22 protein-coding genes are annotated in these 16451 nt (G+C 56.9%); 12 read left to right on the forward strand and 10 right to left on the reverse strand.

All coding sequences use genetic code 11. From position 1 onward, the window contains the following. Positions 1 to 10 precede the first annotated feature (10 nt). From GAL_RS22430 to GAL_RS05420, 6 genes are all read right to left on the reverse strand, one after another. Entirely contained in the window at positions 11 to 169 is a 159-nt protein-coding gene (locus GAL_RS22430) for a hypothetical protein (RefSeq protein ID WP_024096575.1), read from the reverse strand. Then, complete coding sequence (locus GAL_RS05400) at positions 162 to 2528, reverse strand: VirB4 family type IV secretion/conjugal transfer ATPase (RefSeq protein ID WP_024096576.1); 2367 nt, start codon at positions 2526 to 2528, stop codon at positions 162 to 164. The genes GAL_RS22430 and GAL_RS05400 overlap by 8 nt, the downstream gene beginning before the upstream one ends. Further along, entirely contained in the window at positions 2518 to 2796 is a 279-nt protein-coding gene (locus tag GAL_RS05405; RefSeq protein ID WP_024096577.1) for a type IV secretion system protein VirB3, read from the reverse strand. The genes GAL_RS05400 and GAL_RS05405 overlap by 11 nt, the downstream gene beginning before the upstream one ends. A gap of 7 nt (positions 2797 to 2803) precedes the next feature. Continuing rightward, complete coding sequence (locus GAL_RS05410; protein WP_024096578.1) at positions 2804 to 3094, reverse strand: TrbC/VirB2 family protein; 291 nt, start codon at positions 3092 to 3094, stop codon at positions 2804 to 2806. Beyond that, on the reverse strand, positions 3094 to 3672 hold the full coding sequence (locus GAL_RS05415) for a lytic transglycosylase domain-containing protein (protein ID WP_024096579.1): 579 nt from the start codon (positions 3670 to 3672) through the stop codon (positions 3094 to 3096). The genes GAL_RS05410 and GAL_RS05415 overlap by 1 nt, the downstream gene beginning before the upstream one ends. A gap of 64 nt (positions 3673 to 3736) precedes the next feature. Then, on the reverse strand, positions 3737 to 4090 hold the full coding sequence (locus GAL_RS05420) for a hypothetical protein (protein WP_244462732.1): 354 nt from the start codon (positions 4088 to 4090) through the stop codon (positions 3737 to 3739). Positions 4091 to 4225: 135 nt separating this feature from the next. Here GAL_RS05420 and GAL_RS05425 point away from each other — a divergent pair, with 135 nt between their 5' ends. After that, entirely contained in the window at positions 4226 to 4513 is a 288-nt protein-coding gene (locus GAL_RS05425; protein ID WP_024096581.1) for a hypothetical protein, read from the forward strand. Between the two features lie 385 nt (positions 4514 to 4898). On the opposite strand, the gene GAL_RS05430 is transcribed toward GAL_RS05425, so the two are convergent. Further along, entirely contained in the window at positions 4899 to 5378 is a 480-nt protein-coding gene (locus tag GAL_RS05430; protein WP_024096582.1) for an Lrp/AsnC family transcriptional regulator, read from the reverse strand. A 101-nt stretch (positions 5379 to 5479) separates the two neighbouring features. Between GAL_RS05430 and GAL_RS05435 the strand changes: the two genes are divergently transcribed. Continuing rightward, positions 5480 to 6661: a diaminopropionate ammonia-lyase gene (locus GAL_RS05435; RefSeq protein WP_024096583.1), complete on the forward strand. Its 1182-nt coding sequence runs from the start codon at positions 5480 to 5482 to the stop codon at positions 6659 to 6661. A 797-nt stretch (positions 6662 to 7458) separates the two neighbouring features. Here GAL_RS05435 and GAL_RS05440 read toward each other — a convergent pair. After that, a complete protein-coding gene (locus tag GAL_RS05440) occupies positions 7459 to 7908 on the reverse strand; it encodes a MarR family winged helix-turn-helix transcriptional regulator (RefSeq protein WP_024096585.1) in 450 nt (149 codons plus the stop codon). Positions 7909 to 8031: 123 nt separating this feature from the next. Here GAL_RS05440 and GAL_RS05445 point away from each other — a divergent pair, with 123 nt between their 5' ends. After that, positions 8032 to 8985: a catalase gene (locus GAL_RS05445; protein ID WP_024096586.1), complete on the forward strand. Its 954-nt coding sequence runs from the start codon at positions 8032 to 8034 to the stop codon at positions 8983 to 8985. A 194-nt stretch (positions 8986 to 9179) separates the two neighbouring features. Here the strand turns inward: GAL_RS05445 and GAL_RS05450 are convergent, their stop codons facing one another. Continuing rightward, positions 9180 to 9617 carry a MarR family winged helix-turn-helix transcriptional regulator gene (locus GAL_RS05450; protein ID WP_024096587.1) on the reverse strand — a complete coding sequence of 146 codons (438 nt, stop codon included), beginning with the start codon at positions 9615 to 9617 and terminating at the stop codon, positions 9180 to 9182. A 96-nt stretch (positions 9618 to 9713) separates the two neighbouring features. Here GAL_RS05450 and GAL_RS05455 point away from each other — a divergent pair, with 96 nt between their 5' ends. From GAL_RS05455 to GAL_RS22440, 9 genes are all read left to right on the forward strand, one after another. Then, positions 9714 to 10667 carry a catalase gene (locus GAL_RS05455; RefSeq protein WP_052331584.1) on the forward strand — a complete coding sequence of 318 codons (954 nt, stop codon included), beginning with the start codon at positions 9714 to 9716 and terminating at the stop codon, positions 10665 to 10667. 134 nt (positions 10668 to 10801) lie between these two features. Then, complete coding sequence (locus tag GAL_RS05460; RefSeq protein WP_024096589.1) at positions 10802 to 11221, forward strand: group III truncated hemoglobin; 420 nt, start codon at positions 10802 to 10804, stop codon at positions 11219 to 11221. Positions 11222 to 11299: 78 nt separating this feature from the next. Beyond that, positions 11300 to 12037, forward strand: coding sequence for a DUF2189 domain-containing protein (locus GAL_RS05465; protein WP_024096590.1), 738 nt, complete (start codon positions 11300 to 11302; stop codon positions 12035 to 12037). Beyond that, on the forward strand, positions 12038 to 12328 hold the full coding sequence (locus GAL_RS05470; protein WP_024096591.1) for a DUF1971 domain-containing protein: 291 nt from the start codon (positions 12038 to 12040) through the stop codon (positions 12326 to 12328). It abuts the gene before it with no gap. Continuing rightward, the gene (ccoN, locus tag GAL_RS05475) at positions 12318 to 13937 is read left to right on the forward strand and encodes a cytochrome-c oxidase, cbb3-type subunit I (RefSeq protein ID WP_024096592.1); all 1620 of its coding nucleotides are present in this window, start codon (positions 12318 to 12320) and stop codon (positions 13935 to 13937) included. Before GAL_RS05470 ends, ccoN begins: the two co-directional genes overlap by 11 nt. Before the next feature lie 5 nt (positions 13938 to 13942). Then, a complete protein-coding gene (gene ccoO, locus GAL_RS05480; protein ID WP_024096593.1) occupies positions 13943 to 14674 on the forward strand; it encodes a cytochrome-c oxidase, cbb3-type subunit II in 732 nt (243 codons plus the stop codon). Beyond that, on the forward strand, positions 14671 to 14838 hold the full coding sequence (locus GAL_RS05485) for a cbb3-type cytochrome c oxidase subunit 3 (RefSeq protein ID WP_024096594.1): 168 nt from the start codon (positions 14671 to 14673) through the stop codon (positions 14836 to 14838). Before ccoO ends, GAL_RS05485 begins: the two co-directional genes overlap by 4 nt. Further along, positions 14829 to 15701 (forward strand): cytochrome-c oxidase, cbb3-type subunit III, encoded by an 873-nt coding sequence (ccoP, locus tag GAL_RS05490; RefSeq protein ID WP_024096595.1) that lies wholly within the window; start codon positions 14829 to 14831, stop codon positions 15699 to 15701. Before GAL_RS05485 ends, ccoP begins: the two co-directional genes overlap by 10 nt. Continuing rightward, positions 15688 to 15852: a hypothetical protein gene (locus tag GAL_RS22440; RefSeq protein WP_024096596.1), complete on the forward strand. Its 165-nt coding sequence runs from the start codon at positions 15688 to 15690 to the stop codon at positions 15850 to 15852. Before ccoP ends, GAL_RS22440 begins: the two co-directional genes overlap by 14 nt. 45 nt (positions 15853 to 15897) lie before the next feature. Here the strand turns inward: GAL_RS22440 and GAL_RS05495 are convergent, their stop codons facing one another. Next, positions 15898 to 16353, reverse strand: a complete 456-nt coding sequence (locus GAL_RS05495; protein WP_024096597.1) for an RrF2 family transcriptional regulator — start codon at positions 16351 to 16353, stop codon at positions 15898 to 15900. Positions 16354 to 16451: the final 98 nt, after the last annotated feature.

A 16451-nucleotide genomic window follows, 5' to 3' on the forward strand; every position in this document is an offset into this window, starting at 1 on the left:
CAGGCGGCGCTTACTCACCGAGACCACCAATCGGCCCGAGCAGCTCGAAATTGCAGTTGCTGCGGCTGACCTCGGCAAAGGAGTTGAAGCATTCGGCTTCTGACGGCCGGTATTCCGCGCAGGCCGTCAGGGTCAAAAGGGTGAGGGTCAGCACGCAAAGTCTACGCATCAATCTGTCTCCAAAAGTCGGGGTTCTGGCGGTAATCCGCGCCGACGAGAGCCTCGCCTTTTTCCATGCCGCCAAGGATCGTGAGGTAGGGTCCAAGGGCGCTCAGATCAGCGTCGATCACCACAGAGCCTTGATCGTCGCGCACCAGCGCCAAACGGGAGTTGCTGCCTGTGCCGAGCAATACGCTCAGCTCTTTGTCAGTGAGCCCCAGCATCGTGTAATCGCTGGCCGAGGCGCGGATGTTAGGAAGCAGGAGCTGCGTCGGAACAGCCTCGATAATCGTCTTGCCGGTGCGGGTTTTCTCAAGCTGGCTTGCGTATTGGGTCATCATCACGACGACCGCGTTCTGTTTCCGCGCGGTCACGAGCCAGTTGCTCAGCCGGTCTGCGAAATAGGGATTGTCCAGCGCCTTCCAGGCCTCATCGATGATGATCAAAGTCGGTTTGCGGTCCTCGATCACGCGCTCCACCCGCCGAAACAGGTAGGACAGGACCGCCATGCGCTCTTTCTCGCTTTGGCTGTCGAGAATGCCGGTCAGGTCGAACCCCACGACATCACCATCGAGCGAGAAGGTATCTTCAGAACTTTGCCCAAAAATCCAACCGTAGCGACCTTCAGCGGTCCACTCCTGTATCCGTTCGAACAGATCCCCTTCGTCTGCCCCCGCCACAAAGAGGGAGGCCAGGTCTTGCCAGTTGCGCAGGGCGGCATCGCTCGCCCCGGCGTTCTGGCGCACCACTTCTTGGATGCGATTGATCTGAACAGGGCTCAGGGGCTTGTCAGCGCGATGCAGCAGCGTGGCCAACCAATCGGATAGCCAAGCTTGGCCGCGCCCATCGATTTCGGTGCGGAGCGGGTTCAGACCGGTTGCTTCACCTGCCTTGATGGCGCTGTAGCGCCCGCCATTGGCGCGCACCGCCATTTCCATGCCCGCGCGATAGTCGAAGACAAAGACGCGCGCGTCGCAGCGACGGGCTTGGGTCATGAGGAAGGCCGACAGCACTGACTTGCCTGAGCCAGGACGGCCGAGGATCAAGGTGTGCCCGCCCGTCGGCTCTTTGTCTGGCTGACCCGTCTCATGGTAGTTGAACAGGAAGCCCGAACGCTCCGGCGTTGGGAATAGGGTAATTGGCTTGCCCCAAGGCACTCTATCACCCGGCTTGCCCAGTTGACCGCGATGTAGCGCCGCGAGATCGGCAAAGTTCGTGTTGGTGATTGCGGCCTTGCGGCTGCGCATCTGCCCATTGCCCGGATGCTGCGCGAAATAGTGGGTGCGCGCCGCAAAGCTCTCGTTCACCAGATTGACGCCTTCACTGGCTGCGATATTGCGTACCTCGGCCGCCATGGCTTCCAGCTTTTCTTTGCTCTCGGCGAAAACCGTGACGGTCATGTGATGATCGCCAAAACTAAGCCGCTTTGATTCAAGATCGTCCAGCGCGTCGACCAGTTCTTCAGCAAGGGAAATCGCCCCATCATCGCTGGCCTTCATCAGGCGCTGTTGCCGCTTGATCCGGCTGGCCATGATGTTGCCGTTGATCGGTGTGAAGGAGTGCGTGACTACCATGTCGACGGGCAGGTTCAGCTCATCGAACATGGTGCAGTTGGTTTTGGCCGGATAGGTCTTGATCGCAAAGCTGGTGCCAAACCGCTTGCTCGCCGTCCCATCGTCGAGCATAAAGCCTCGCCCCTGAAACGTGGTGCGCGTGTTCGCCACATCCTCCGCAATGATGCCAAAGCGGGATTTTGCGTAAAGCGACCGTTCCTGACCGATGTTGAGCGCCCCGAGGAACCCGAGTAGCTCGCCGCATTCAGCGCCGAGCAGGCGCGGGTTCATCTCTGCAAAGGACGACAGCAGAAACCCGACGACCTCCTCGAGCTTGCGCAGTTGCTTGGCTGTCTGGTCTTTCAGGTGTGCGATGGAGTCTGAACGTTTCAGGCGCAGCCGCGCGCCGAGGGGCGGACGTTTCAGTACCGTGAGCGTGAGAGTCTTGTCCCGCAGACCTGCCCGCGCCATTGCCATTTGCCAATGGCTGTCCAGGGCTTGGGCAAACCCCTCATCGGGCACTGGTGGCAAGGCGGTCTCAATCGCTTTTGAGACCTTATGTACGTAGAAACTGTATTCCGGCCCGATCTGCGCGATGATCGCAGCAAAGAGGGCGCGGATCTTCTCCAGATGCGCGTCATCGCTGGTCATGCTGTTGACGCCGTCAAGACGGATGCACTGGAACAGTGCATTGCCGCGCGTGCGGATCGTCACATCTTTCACGAGACTGATATAGGGAAGCATGCTGGCCATCGGGCGCTCTTGGCGCGCCCAGTCCGGCAGCATGGCAAGATCATCCGAAGGATCACGGAGCATAGCTGTCCCCTGAATGGATCTTGCGATTTGGCGTCGGGGGCGTTTCCTGCAGCGCGGTGACCATCACCTCAAGAAAGGCCGGATCCCAATCCGCTGCTTTCCACAGCGCTGGATAGGCCAGAGCGGCGATGATGATCACCGGCCAGCTCTGGACCCAAAGAAACAGCAACACAAACCCAAAGAGCCAGACCATAGCGTACATGATCGGCAAGCCGATGAGCTTTGGCGGCCGGATCAGACCGAGGAAGAGGCGGGTTTGCGTAGCCATGCCGAATTTACGCGCCCCAGATCGCGGTCACGATGGTCGGTGCAGCTGCGATCCCTGCAATGGCGACCAGAACCCAGAGAGCCTGGCGGAAGTCGAGAATGCCGAAGAGCCAGGAGAGGAACACACCGATCAAGGCCAAGGTGCCGATGACTATGCCCAAGGGGCCGGTGATCGTGTCGACGATACCTTGCAACAGGTTCTGCACCGGCGAGAGGTCGATGCTTTGCGCAAAGGCGGGGTTGGCAATCATCAAGCTGGCCAGAGCCAGCGACAGGATCGTGCGGAATTGTGTGTACATCAGGAGGCTCCAGTCAGTCGATCACGCACGGCCATGACGCGGCGCACGTGATTTTGGGTTTCTTGGTAGGGAGGAATGCCGCCATAGCGCGCGACCGCGTCTGGCCCGGCGTTATAGGCGGCAAGTGCCAGTTCAGGCGTGCCAAAGCGCGACAACATCATCAGAAGGTACCGGGCAGAGCCGTCCAGGTTGGCCTGCCAGTTATGGGGATCGACACCAAGCTGCACAGCTGTCGCAGGCATCAATTGCCCGAGGCCAATCGCACCTGCGGAACTGCGCGCATTCGGGCGATAGGCGCTTTCGATCTCGATATTGGCTTGGAAAAGCGCGCGCCATTCAGACACAGATAGACCGGCGCGGCGCAGGGCGGGGTGTCCGCCATAGCGATGCGCGGTGCTTTCAAGAGCTGCGAGGATTTCGGGGCGGGGAACTGTGCGGGTTGGTTCCGGAGGAGATGCCTCGGGCTCAGGGGCTGAGAAAACGATTAGTTCTGGTGGGTTTGCACCAATCCCGTCGACATAGGTTTGGGCAAAACCTGATTGGGGTGTTTTGGTCTCCAGCTGGCCATCGGCCCGCATGGAAAGCACGAAGCCTTCAGAATAGGCGGGCGCAGCAAGGAATGCTGCGAGGGCGGCAAGTGGTTTAGCCGGCGACGTCCAGTTTGTGAGAGGCGACTTTGCCCTCAAACATGGGGATAGAAATGATCGAAGCGCCAAGCCCCGCAAGGAAGCTGGATAAGCCGTTGATTGTCTTGAACTCTCGGGCAGCCATGTTGTTGCGTGCAGTGACGAGCAGGCGACGCGTCTCGCCATCTGGCGAGACGCAATGCACGGTCCAAACTCCGGACCACTGAGCACCTGTACGTTTGGGCGTAACCCGGCACACAACATCCGCCGAATGACCCTCGGCAAGCAGCGTGCGCAGCCCGTCTTCACTGACAACATTAGGGGCGTCTTGCATCAAATTCATAGGATCGAGCCTTGCAGAATTATGCATTGGCCCGGCAGTCCTCATGGACTACCGAACCGATACAATATTATAATCTTGCAATCAATGGGTGCAATTTGAGTTATTGCGCCCTTCATGCGTTGAAACAAATTTACTGCAACGGAGTGGCTGAGCCAAGATAATATGGCGCTTTTGAAACAAACATGGGCGGTTATGGTCGTTCTGAGCTGGGGTTCTGCCGCGATTGCGGGCACTTGCCTGCCGCCTGCGCCGCCTTGGATGCCGAACACTGCCAGCGACGTGCGGGCATATGCTGACTTGTTGAGGCGCGATGCGGAGACCTATTTTACCGATGTCGAACGATACTTCCGTTGCCTAGATCAGCAGAGGCGAGAGGTCTTCGAACAAGCGCGCGTGGTCAGTGGAGACTATGCGCGCGTTCTGGAATTCCTGGACGACATGAGGAAATGATACCCGTCCTCAAGTAGAGAAAGCTGCCGTTCAACAAAGCTGCCGCGAAGGTCGCCAACGCGGACAAACCGGACTTGTGCAGCAACGGCTATTGCTGACGCAGCATCGGCTCGCAAGTGCGGCACGCCTATCGCTGCGTTGCAATCGATGACACCAGACCGGCCATTCAAAACATCGACGATGCCCAAATCTCATACGGCCTTTTCGCAGCACCAGAATGGCAATCGAGGAGCGGGTGGGGCCTAAAATTGACTACTTTCTCACCGATGGCTGCTTTGGAGGAGAGCCATAGTTTCAATCCAAATTGGCTTGAGATTGGCATTAGGAACGCAACCCGGTGCCCACTCAGATACGCTACGGCCCATGTATCAATATCAGTTGCATTTTAAATATTAAGGATCAAGTTCGCCTTGGTTCGGTCCATGGTGACGAAAGTTCTGAATTTTACAACGATCTCGTTGCCAAAAAATAGCCGTTGAGTGAGCTCTTCATACTCGGCCATATCGCCAACAACGATGATAAGAACGATATCGACCTCCCCGGTCACATAGTAACATTGCTGAATTTCCGGGGCGTCAAGAAACTGCCGTTTTATGTCGCCGATCTGAGTGCCTGTATCGGTTTTCAGTTCAACTTCGACCACTATGGTCAGCGGCAATCCGACGCTGGCCGGATCTATTTGCGCAACCTGAGCCGCGATTACACCGTCGTTTTCCATTCTCTTGATCCGCCGCTGCACGGAAGGTGCTGACAGGTTCACCTGTTCACCAATCAGGCGCTGCGGCACGGTGCAGTCCTTTTGTAGAATTCTGAGAATCGCCAGATCGTAGGAATCCAGCGATGATGAGGAAAGTGCTTTTTTCATGAGCCCGCCATGCAATTTTGTTTCATTAACTTACAAATAATGGAGCGCAAAACTCTCTCTTTACGAGGTATCATTGCATCAATCATGAAAGGAAATCCACGATGCTAGATACTTTTTCTAACGCAGAGCTGAAACACATCAACGTTCAACCAAGGTCGGGCACCGCGGCCGATACGGTCGTGACCCGTGACGACTATGCGGATGCCGTCACTGAGATTACGTCATGGGATGGTTACGCAAAATCGCCGCTGCATGCGCTGCAGAACCTCTCCAACGCGATGGAACTTGGGGCCATTTTCTACAAGGACGAAGGAACGCGATTTGGATTGGGTAGTTTCAAAGCGCTTGGCGGATCATATGCCGGTTTGCGTGTGATCCAACGTGAGCTGAGCAAAAAGCTTGGCAAAGAGATCAGCGCGCGCGATGTACGCAAACGGATTTATGCTGATGATGTGGCCTCGATCACATTGGTTTCAGCGACCGACGGAAACCACGGCAAATCACTGTCTTGGGGGGCACAGAGATTTGGAGCGCCCTGTCACATTTACATCCACCGTGATGTTAGCGAACCCCGTGCGCAGGCCATGCGGGATTTCGGCGCAACGGTCATTCGTGTTGATGGTGACTATGACGCTTCAGTGGACGCGGCGCGCAATGATGCGAACGAAAACGGTTGGTTCGTTGTTTCCGACACCTCATGGGAGGGGTACACGCAGCCACCTGTCGATGTGATGGCTGGTTATGGGGTGATGACCAAAGAGATATTTGAGCAGATGGATACCGCGCCAACCCATGTATTCATCCAGTGTGGGTGCGGCGGTCTTGCCGCCGGTGTCGCGGCGAGTTTCCGGCAACTTTGGGGGGAGGCCGCCCCGCAGATCGTTATTGTGGAACCCGAGCTTGCACCTTGCCTGTTCGAAACGGCTAAGGCCGGTAAAAAAACGGATGTTGTGGTTCAAGAGGAAACGCTCATGGCAGGCCTGTCGGTCGGAGAACCATCAGGTATCGCCTGGCAAATCCTGTCAGAGGAAGCGTCGGACTATGTGACCATTCCCGAAACCCTGATTGCACCTGCCATGCGCCTTTTGGCCCGGCCAATTGGAAACGATCCCAAAGTTGTTGCGGGAGAGTCGGCAATTGCAGGTCTTGCCGCACTTATGGCCGGGGCTCAGCACACATCCTTGCGCGATGCCTTGAGGTTGACAAATCAATCTCGTGTCTTGCTGATCGGTTCAGAAGGTGCAACCGATCCCGCGATCTACGAGGCGCTTGTGAATGGTTAAGTCCTGAACACGCAGGGTCACTCAATATCAGACTTTGCTGTGGCTAAGAACTTGCCAAATAGGAGCCCGGGTCGATTCTGAGTGCTTGATCGGTTTGTGTAAGGTGTCGTTCGTACTTCTACAACGAAATGGTGCTTTGTCCGGCGACCTGTAAATTGCCGCCTTAAAGAATACTACGCGGTGCGCGAATGGCCGGAATGGCCGCCGCACCGCAATATTAGAGTTTGCGCGCGTGCAGAAAAATCTTAGCTGCGAGCGCACGCAGCACAAAATGGCAGCGACTGGTGAGGGCTCTACTGGCACCTTCGCCGCAATCTGCGCCAACGGCAGGTCTAGGTGCTGCCGCCGTTCGCTGCGCCGCACACGAACTGGTAATATGCCGGACGAAGTTAGCTTTCGTTGTGGCTGCGCCAATGGCCTCTTCTCAAGATTTGGTTCATAGCAACACGATCACAGAAGTTCCCATCACGGTCATCGCAGCCCCTTGGATCGCCTGTGGACGAGGCGGGATACCCTCCCTGAGCCATAAAATGGTATGTCATCCTGCGGAGTGTCAGACGCCTCACCGCCTGCATCATCAGCTTCTGGCAAAGCATCCCGCGCGGCCTCTCCGTCTCAGCTGCGCGAGCGAAACTTGCGATCGCTGTATTGTTGCCCTGACGGCGTGCATTGTCGTGGCGCTCCCGTGACGAGCTTGCCATTTAATGCTTCCCTCCAAGCCTGAGAAAGGATCGCACCATCAAACCGTGGGATCAAACACCTAAGCATTAGGACAACACCGTAGAAAAACACCGAAGCTATTTTTCCGTCGAGGTAATTTTTGTGCAGATCCGTATCAACTCATCCGCCTCGGCTTGCGTGAGGCCAATACGGGCAAAGACATCAGACGAGACATTACAGCTCTTAATCCAAATGTTACGCCCCGTCTCGGTCAAAGAAATACTCTTCTGACGCTCGTTCCCTTGCGTAATCTCTCGCGACAAAAGCCCTTTTTCCTCTAACCGGCGTAACAAAGGCGTCATCGTGGCCTTTGAAACCCCCAGTCTGCCAGCAAGTGTAGAGATGGATACCCCATCCTCCTCGGCCAGCGCCATTAGCACAAGGTACTGCGTATAGGTCAGCCCTTGGGCTTTCAGAAGTGTCTGATAATGCTTCTCAATAGTATGAGAGGCCGAATAGACCGAGAAACAAAGCTGATTATCCAGCCGAACCTCTAGCCTGCCAGCTGATGGCGTTTCCTGTTGCAAGATAACGAAGCTTTCCTTCCTGAGTAGATATTTATGCTCGTAGCATCTTTCTTTCTTCTTGCAAACAGTTGGCTCTCTAACTATTAGCTACCTTACATAGTCAAGCAATAGGAGCATCCCACCATGCGAACCCGAGTACTTGCCATCTGCCTGTCGCTCGCAGCCCTCCCCGTCGCTGCCGAGGGTGATTTCGACACCGAAGGTGGATTTGCTGCCTTTGAACAGCTCTTTGGTGTGACCGAGGGCAAGCGCCGCAACCATACCAAAGGCTTTTGTGTTGAAGGTGAGTTGACCCCGGTTGGCGATGCCATTCATGCTTATTCGAACAGCCCGCTGTTCAGTGGCACCTCCAGTGTGATTGCCCGCGTGTCCCACAAAGGTGGAAAACCAAATCCTGCAGACGACAAATACGGATTGCTGGGCATGGCAATGGAAATCACGACAGCGGATGATGATCTGCATGTCATCGCCATGAACACAGAACATTTCTTTCCTGTTGCAACCAGTGAAGCGTTCATCGAATTGCTGCGCGCCAAGGCTGCCGGTGGGGACGCAACCAAGGCGTTTGCCGCAAAATATCCCGCATTGAAGGCCTACAAAGCTTATCACAGCGCGTTGGCCAAAACCCTGCGCCCCTACGAAGGCACAACTTTCAACAGCGTGAATTCCTTCTATCTGGTGGATGAGGCTGGCACACAAACGGCGATGCGTTTCTCATTCCGACCTTCCGGAGAAGAGGGTATTGTTACCGAGACTCACCCTAATTTCTTCTTGGAAAACATGCAGAAAAACATCGCTGACGGTGGCGTTTCCTGGGACATGGTTGTGACATTGGCCAATCCAGATGACGTTGTCGCGGACCCGTCCGTTCAATGGACCGGGGACCATACCGAGATCGTCGCGGCTCGCTTTACCGCAAAAGCCGCAATGGCTGAAAGTGACGGTCAATGTGATGCGCTCAACTTTGACCCAATGGTGCTGAGCGACGGGTTTGCCCCCTCGGAAGATCCCATGTTGCAGGTTCGATCAATGATCTACGCACTCGGCGTTGGACAGCGTCTCTCCGAAAAGGAATGATTGTTACCAATAAAACCTTGCAAGGGGCAGCGCTGTGCAAGCGGGCTGCCCCCGAACGGTAAATTCAGTGCTGCCCTTCAACTGACTTGTTGCTGCCATGCGCCTCCCGCGTCTGGTAGCTGTTGCAAGTTGCATTTATTCGGCGCCCGGATAAGTGCAAGCCGCTACAGGTACATAGGCAAGGTGCGCTACCATCAGCTCCCATGCGTCAGGTTTTTGGTAAGTCGGGTCAGGTTGGTGGTAATCTGATCCAATGCCTCCGGCTCCATCTCTGTGGCTTCCACAAGACATGATGTTATTTCGCGTGAGGCTGCGTGCAAGTCCCGGCCCTTGCCGGTCAGATGCACAAACACTTGACGTTCGTCCTTGGTGCCCCGGATCCGTTGCACCAAGCCTGAACTTTCCAGCCGCTTGAGCAGCGGTGTGAGGGTGCTGGTTTTCAAGGAGAGCTGTGCCGCAAGCTCGCCCACACCTTGCGCATCGCGCTCCCACAGTAACATCAGGGTAATGTACTGTGGATAGGTTAGGCCCAGAGGCCGCAATAGTGGGCCATAGAGTTGATTGATTGCGTGGGAAGCATTGTACACCGCAAAGCAGAACATCTCATCGGCATTTTCAGGCAGTTTTGACATCCTGGTCCTCATGCCTCCATTAAATCGTGCGCGATATACCTAGTTGACAGTTTGCGGATGTCAAGAGTAGTGTCGAGTTGTACTATATCGTGCACGATGCAATTTGCACTGCAGCAATTTCCTTGCGCAGTCAGAAATGAGGAGTTGAAGGACATGTCTGGGGCAGAAGAGCTGATTGATGCGTTGAATGGTACTTTTGGTCACCATCCCGGATACCGCGCGTCGCATGCCAAGGGGTTTTCCGTCAGGGGTCGCTTCATTCCCGCATCCGGCGGTGGTGAAGCGCAGATACCGCTATTGCAATCCGAACAGCAGGTAGTTGCGCGCTTCTCGGTTGGGGGCGGTAAGCCAGCGATTAGCGATAAAAGCCCAACCGTCCGGGGGATTGGGTTGGAGATCGGGCAGAGCTCCGAAAAATGGACTATGGCATTGATCTCAAATCCGGTGTTCTTTGCCAATTCGGCAGAGCAATTTAAGGCATTTTTGGCGGCGCGGGTTGCTGACCCTGCAACTGGCGCACCGAACCCTACAAAGGTAAAGGCGTTTAATGACGCAAACCCGAACACCGTTCCGCATCAAGCCTACCTGAAATCTGTGGCGCCTTGCCAATGCTATTCGACTGAACAATACCATTCAGGCCATGCTTATCACATTGCAACCAGCGAAGGTTCTGTTGCGGTACGTATTTTGTTGGAACCCGAAGCTGGCCGCCAAGGGCTCTCGGATGCCGAGATGAAAGATCTTCCAGATAATTTCCTGTATGATCGGTTGCTAAAGGTATTGGGCAATGGGCCTGTGCGTTGGGCGCTCAAGCTGATCGTCGCGAACGAGGCAGATGACACCTCTGATCCAACCGTGCCTTGGGATGGTGAGCATGGCGAGCTGATTTTGGGTACAGTCCAGATCGACCTGCCGGATGACCGGGCAGGGAGCGCCAGCAGGGTTTTTGACCCCTCCCATTTGCCCGAAGGTGTAGATGAGCCTCGCGATGGCGTATTTGGTTTGCGTAGCGCAGCATATGCAGTTTCTTCTGCACGTCGCTCTGCCTAATAGGCCAATACTATTAAAAAGAATGTGCTGCGGCTGTTTGGGCGCAGCACAAGTGTCCGAAGCTCACTTTGAATACGACTTGAAGATACCTATTTATTTTAATATGCATGTCACAATCGGATTTGGAGATTCTCATGGCGCAAGCGTCGGACCCGCGGGCGATAATGTTCGAAGTCACAGCAGCAGAAATCCGCAGGCTGGTTGCTAACTTTTATGCCCGGATCCGCAGGCATGATGAGCTGGGGCCCGTGTTCAATGCTGTCATTGGTGATTGGCCGGAACATGAGGCAAAGATTGAAGCCTTCTGGCGGGGCGCAATCCTGCGCGAGCCGGGCTACTTGGGCAATCCTATGCAAGTCCACTTGGCCAATGCAGCGATTAAACCGGAGCATTTCCCGCTGTGGCTGGATTTGTTCCGGGATACCGCAAAGCGCGAGCTGAAACCGGAAACGGCCGCGGCATTTGCAAGTCTGGCCGACCGCATCGGCAAGGGGTTGTCCTATGGGATCGAAAACTTCCGCGGGCCCGAGGGGGCGCCGCCCGTTCTGAGGTAAGCAATCAGCGGGCGGCTGCCAGGCGATTTAGGATGGAAGTTGTCATTCTGTCCGGAACGGCCAAGAGGAGAGGCAAGAATGACTGCAGCCATCTATTCCAAAGCAAGGGTGATCCAGGAGAATCCGGCTCAGGTGGTGCAGCGCTGGCTGGTTGCCGGTTGGCGGGATCTGCGTGCAAACCCCGGGTTTTCCCTTGGCTATGGGATGGCACTGGTCCTAGGGGGCTGGGCTTTGATCTGGCTCCTTTCTATGAGCGGGACCGGCTGGATGCTGCTGCCGCTGCTTGCGGGCGGAGTACTGATCGGGCCAGTTGCCACAGTTGGGCTCTACGCAGTGGCCCGCGGCAAGCGGGAGGTTGCCTCGAAAGGACAGATCGCGCTGGTGGGGGCCATCCTGATGGTCTTTGCCCTGACCTGGATCCGGGCAGCCACAGTGCTTTTTGCCATTGTCTATGGGCTGCGCCCCTTTGCCGGTTTCACCGAGACACTGCAACTGTTGCTCAGCACGCAGGAAGGGTGGGTGCTAATGGTGACAGGTTCGCTGACGGGCGGGCTGTTTGCAGCACTTGGCTTTGCGGTCTCGGCCTTTTCGATTCCGATGCTTGTGGACCGCAAGATCGACGGCTTCTCGGCTATGGGGCTGAGCTTCAATGCGGCTACCCATAACTTCTGGCTCTGCGTCTGGTGGGGCGCTGCCATCACTTTCCTGATCGCCCTGGGTATTCTGACCGGGTTGCTGGGGCTTGCAATTGTCTTTCCGCTGCTTGGCTATGCCACCTGGCATGCCTACGCGGATCTGTTCCATGGAGATGCATGAATGGCTGAGGCTCTTCCCAAAGGCGCGGCGCATTACGCTACCTCGCGGTTCACTCAGGACACCCTTCCGGAGAAATTGCGTAAGGATCACAGCACCAAGGCGGGCGTCTGGGGTCAGTTGGCAGTGCAAAGCGGCCGGCTGCTGTTCCGGCGGGAAGACAAAGCAGAGGTGATTGTCGAAGCGGGCGGATCCGCCATCTTTGCCCCGCTGGAAGTGCATTCGGTCGAGGCGCTTGGCGCAGTGGAATTCGAGGTCCGGTTCTACCGGCAGGAGGCGCCCGATGCAGCGTAATCTGAGCATTGAGGATGGTGTCATTTTCGGCGCTCTGCTTGCCGTGCTCTTAGGTGGGCTTGCCATTCTGGGCTGGGGCGTTCCGCTGGGCTATGTGCTGCACGGCTGGCTGATCGCGCTGGCTGCGGGCTGGGGCATCATGTGGATGCTGAACCGTGTCAGTGACCGGCCGGCTGAGATTCCTCTGGCCTATAACGACAAGGTGATCCGCTTTGGCGTCGTTGCAGCACTGATTTGGGGAATCATCGGCTTTGCCGTTGGCGACATACTGGCCTGGCAACTGGCCTTCCCGGCTCTGAACGGCGATATGTTCTGGTCCAACTTCGGACGGCTGCGGCCGGTGCATACTTCTGGTGTGATCTTTGGCTTTGGCGGCAACGCGCTGATCGCCACCTCATTCTATGTGGTGCAGCGGACCTCACGCGCCCGGCTGGCCAGCGAAACGCTGCCCTGGCTGGTGTTCTGGGGCTACAATCTGTTTCTGGTGGTTGCAGCCTCGGGCTATCCGCTGGGCATCACCCAGTCCAAGGAATATGCCGAGCCTGAATGGTATGCGGATCTGCTGCTGCTGGTAATCTGGATCGGTTACCTGACCCTGTACCTGCGTACCCTGGCGCGGCGGGCGGAGCCGCATATCTATGTGGCCAATTGGTACTACCTGGCCTTCATCGTGGTGATTGCGATGCTGCACACGGTGAACAACCTCTCGGTGCCGGTCTCGATCGCGTACCCTAAGAGCTATTCGCTGTTTGCCGGAACCCAGGATGCGATGACGCAATGGTGGTACGGCCACAATGCGGTGGGCTTCCTGCTGACGGCCGGCTTCCTTGGGATGCTCTATTACTTCCTGCCCAAGGCGGTGAACCGGCCGGTCTATTCCTACCGGATGTCGATCGTCGGCTTCTGGGGGATTACGTTCCTTTACCTCTGGGCCGGCTCGCACCACTTGCATTACACGGCGCTGCCGGATTGGGTTCAGTACCTGGGCATGACCATGTCGATCATCCTGCTGGTGCCCAGCTGGGCTTCGGTCTTCAACGGAATCCTGACGATCAACGGTGCCTGGGACAAGGTGCGCACGGACCCGGCTGTGCGCTTCATGATGGTCGCCATTCTGTTCTACGGTCTCTCCACCTTCGAAGGCTCATTCATGGCGATCCGCCCGGTGAACTCGCTCAGCCATTATACCGACTGGACAGTGGGCCATGTGCATGCCGGCGCCCTGGGCTGGGTCGCCTTCATCACCTTTGGTGCAATGTACAAGATGGTGCCCTGGGTCTGGAAGCGCGAGGGGGTCTATTCCCTGAAACTGGAAGCTTGGCACTTCTGGCTCGCCCTGTCGGGCACGTTGATCTACGTCGGTGCGATGTGGAACAGCGGTATCACCCAATCGCTGATGTGGCAGACCTATGACGGTGATGGCGCCTTCCTTTACTCCTTCCTCGACAGCGTGATCGAGATGCACCCCTACTATGTGGCCCGTGCGGTCGGCGGGCTGCTCTATCTGATTGGGGCCTGTATCGGAGCCTACAACATCTACATGACGGTGAGCGGGCCGCGGAAAACCGGAACCCGGCAAACCGGGCCCCTGGCCCAGCCTGCGGAGTAACGCCCATGAGCACAGCACATCAGAAGCTTGAACGCCACTCGCTGGGATTTGCCATGATGATCCTGATGGTGGCCTCGATCGGCGGCATTGTGGAAATCGCACCGCTGTTCACCATCGAAAACACGGTGGAGGAAGTGGACGGCATGCGGCCCTATACGCCGCTGGAACTGGCCGGGCGAGACATCTATGTGCGCGAGGGCTGCTATGCCTGCCACAGCCAGATGATCCGTACCCTGCGTTCGGATGTGGAGCGCTACGGGCATTACAGCCTGGCAGCCGAAAGCATGTATGACCACCCGTTCCAATGGGGCTCGAAACGCACCGGGCCGGATCTGGCACGGATCGGCGGCAAGTATTCGGACGATTGGCATGTGGCGCATCTGGAGGCGCCGCGCGAACTGGTTCCCGGATCGGTGATGCCCGGCTATGCTTTCCTGTCCGAGACCCGGCTGTCGACCGGCCACCTGCCCGCGGCGCTGAAAGCGCTGAGCCGGGCAGGGGTGCCTTACACCGACGCCCAGATCGAAAGCGCCGAAAAGGACGCACACTGGCAGGCGGATCTTGAACAGAACTACGAAGGCGAGCTGCAGGAAAGCTATGGCGAAAACGTTCAGGTCCGCGATTTTGACGGCCAGCCCGGGCGTCTGACGGAAATGGACGCGCTGGTGGCCTATTTGCAGATGCTGGGAACGCTTGTTGATTTCGACTCTCTGAACCCGGAGGAGGTGAACCGATGACACATGATGCAGTACTGGTTTTCTCCAAGACCTGGGGCGCAATCTACTTGCTGACCGTTTTCCTTGCGGCGGTAGTCTGGGTCTACTGGCCCTCGCGCCGCCGGATGTACGATGATGCGGCGCAGTCTCCGCTGGACGGGCGGGAGGATCAGCCATGGCGTTAAGGGAAAAGGACCCGGTCTCCGGCACTGAATTGACAGGGCATGAGTGGGACGGGATCAAGGAGCTTGACACACCGGTTCCCTGGGCAGCCCGCTGGTCCCTGTGGGGCAGTATTGCCGTGGCGGCAGTGTTTTGGGTGTTTTACCCGTCTTTTCCCGCTGTGAGGGATTACGCCAAAGGGGCGCTTGGGTATTCCTCAAGGGCGGAAGTCATGGCCTCGCTGAAGGAAGCAGAGGCGGACCGGGAACAAGCTTTTGCACCATTCGCATCGGAGGATATTGAATCGCTGGCCGTCGATCCGGCGCTGGAGGCGCGCTATGGCGCGGCCATTTCCAAGCTTTATGCAGACAATTGCGCCGCCTGCCATACGGAAAATCTGAAGGGGCAGCCTGGCTTTCCGAACCTGGCTGACGGCCATTGGCTGTGGTCGGGATCGCCGGAGGAGATCGAATACACGATCCGCTATGGCATCAATGCGGCACATGACGAGACCCGCAGCGCCCAGATGCTGGCCTTTGGGGCGGATGGGATGATCGAAAAACCGCAGGTCAAGGAAGTGACCGAGTTTGTGCTGTCCCTGTCCGGGCTGGAACATGACGCAGCGGCTGCCGAGGCCGGCAGAGTAGTCTTTGAGGACAACTGTGCGGCATGCCATGGCGACGACGGGCGCGGCGGCTACGAAACCGGCGCACCGGATTTGGCGGACAGCCAATGGATATATGGCAGCAGCCGGGAAGATGTGTATCGCAGCATCTATTACGGCCGCATGGGCGTTATGCCTGCCTGGGAAGGGCGCCTGAGCGATACGCAGATCCGGATGCTTACGCTTTACTTGCTGTGGAACGGCGAAGATGTCCCAGGCTGAGGAGAACCCCCGGTTCCGCAGGGGCATGTACCTGCTGATACTGGCCCTGCTCGCTGGCTACATCGGCTTCAAGGCCTGGCATCTGTCGGTGGCGTTTGACGCGTGGGAGGATCAGCCGCTGGAGGGCGCGATTTCGGGCGCTGCCAAGTAGGGGTTCAGCGGTTTTAATGCGCATGCGTATAGCGCATTAAGAGCTTCAGGCTGCTCCGCGCCCGGCTTCCAAAGCCCGAATCAGGTTCTTCATTCCGCGGTTTCCTTCCAGAACATCCTGCAAAGTTTTGCTGTCCAGTGCGGCAAAAAACACCTCCTGCGCCTCATTCAGAATCGGCAGCAATCCGCAGGCCGGGGTCATCACACAGCAGCCGCCATCCTCCTTCATGCATTCCACAAGCGGCGTGCCGCGTTCTGATTTGCGCAGCAGCCCGCCAATGGATATGGCCTGCGGCGGCAGCGCCATACGCATGCCTCCGTTGCGTCCGCGCACTGATTCCACGTAACCCTCGTGGGTCAGCCATTGAGAGATCTTGGCCAGGTGGTTGAAGGGCAGCTTCTGCATCTCCGCAATCTCGCGGGTCGACATCAGCCCGTCCTCATGCGTGGCGAGGTGGATCAGGATGCGAAGGGCGTAGTCTGAAAACTTTGAAATCTGCATAAGCGTTCATCCCACAAAAAACACGCACTGAAAATACGTATTTTGTTGACATGTATCGGTACTCCTCAATAATAGGCATTATAAATACTTATTAAAGG

This window comes from Phaeobacter gallaeciensis DSM 26640 (assembly GCF_000511385.1).
Taxonomy (GTDB): domain Bacteria; phylum Pseudomonadota; class Alphaproteobacteria; order Rhodobacterales; family Rhodobacteraceae; genus Phaeobacter; species Phaeobacter gallaeciensis.

Bases quoted from the DNA above. Each gene is read 5' to 3' on its own strand.
- GAL_RS05450 (WP_024096587.1), bottom strand. From the start codon at position 9,617: ATGTCAAAACTGCCTGAAAATGCCGATGAGATGTTCTGCTTTGCGGTG.
- GAL_RS05415 (WP_024096579.1), bottom strand. From the start codon at position 3,672: ATGCGGGCCGATGGCCAGCTGGAGACCAAAACACCCCAATCAGGTTTT.
- GAL_RS05445 (WP_024096586.1), top strand. From the start codon at position 8,032: ATGCGAACCCGAGTACTTGCCATCTGCCTGTCGCTCGCAGCCCTCCCC.
- GAL_RS22440 (WP_024096596.1), top strand. From the start codon at position 15,688: ATGTCCCAGGCTGAGGAGAACCCCCGGTTCCGCAGGGGCATGTACCTG.
- GAL_RS05400 (WP_024096576.1), bottom strand. From the start codon at position 2,528: ATGCTCCGTGATCCTTCGGATGATCTTGCCATGCTGCCGGACTGGGCG.
- GAL_RS05455 (WP_052331584.1), top strand. From the start codon at position 9,714: ATGCAATTTGCACTGCAGCAATTTCCTTGCGCAGTCAGAAATGAGGAG.
- GAL_RS22430 (WP_024096575.1), bottom strand. From the start codon at position 169: ATGCGTAGACTTTGCGTGCTGACCCTCACCCTTTTGACCCTGACGGCC.
- GAL_RS05410 (WP_024096578.1), bottom strand. From the start codon at position 3,094: ATGTACACACAATTCCGCACGATCCTGTCGCTGGCTCTGGCCAGCTTG.
- GAL_RS05485 (WP_024096594.1), top strand. From the start codon at position 14,671: ATGACACATGATGCAGTACTGGTTTTCTCCAAGACCTGGGGCGCAATC.
- GAL_RS05460 (WP_024096589.1), top strand. From the start codon at position 10,802: ATGGCGCAAGCGTCGGACCCGCGGGCGATAATGTTCGAAGTCACAGCA.
- GAL_RS05420 (WP_244462732.1), bottom strand. From the start codon at position 4,090: ATGCATAATTCTGCAAGGCTCGATCCTATGAATTTGATGCAAGACGCC.
- ccoN (WP_024096592.1), top strand. From the start codon at position 12,318: ATGCAGCGTAATCTGAGCATTGAGGATGGTGTCATTTTCGGCGCTCTG.
- GAL_RS05465 (WP_024096590.1), top strand. From the start codon at position 11,300: ATGACTGCAGCCATCTATTCCAAAGCAAGGGTGATCCAGGAGAATCCG.
- ccoO (WP_024096593.1), top strand. From the start codon at position 13,943: ATGAGCACAGCACATCAGAAGCTTGAACGCCACTCGCTGGGATTTGCC.
- GAL_RS05425 (WP_024096581.1), top strand. From the start codon at position 4,226: ATGGCGCTTTTGAAACAAACATGGGCGGTTATGGTCGTTCTGAGCTGG.
- ccoP (WP_024096595.1), top strand. From the start codon at position 14,829: ATGGCGTTAAGGGAAAAGGACCCGGTCTCCGGCACTGAATTGACAGGG.
- GAL_RS05435 (WP_024096583.1), top strand. From the start codon at position 5,480: ATGCTAGATACTTTTTCTAACGCAGAGCTGAAACACATCAACGTTCAA.
- GAL_RS05430 (WP_024096582.1), bottom strand. From the start codon at position 5,378: ATGAAAAAAGCACTTTCCTCATCATCGCTGGATTCCTACGATCTGGCG.
- GAL_RS05470 (WP_024096591.1), top strand. From the start codon at position 12,038: ATGGCTGAGGCTCTTCCCAAAGGCGCGGCGCATTACGCTACCTCGCGG.
- GAL_RS05405 (WP_024096577.1), bottom strand. From the start codon at position 2,796: ATGGCTACGCAAACCCGCCTCTTCCTCGGTCTGATCCGGCCGCCAAAG.
- GAL_RS05495 (WP_024096597.1), bottom strand. From the start codon at position 16,353: ATGCAGATTTCAAAGTTTTCAGACTACGCCCTTCGCATCCTGATCCAC.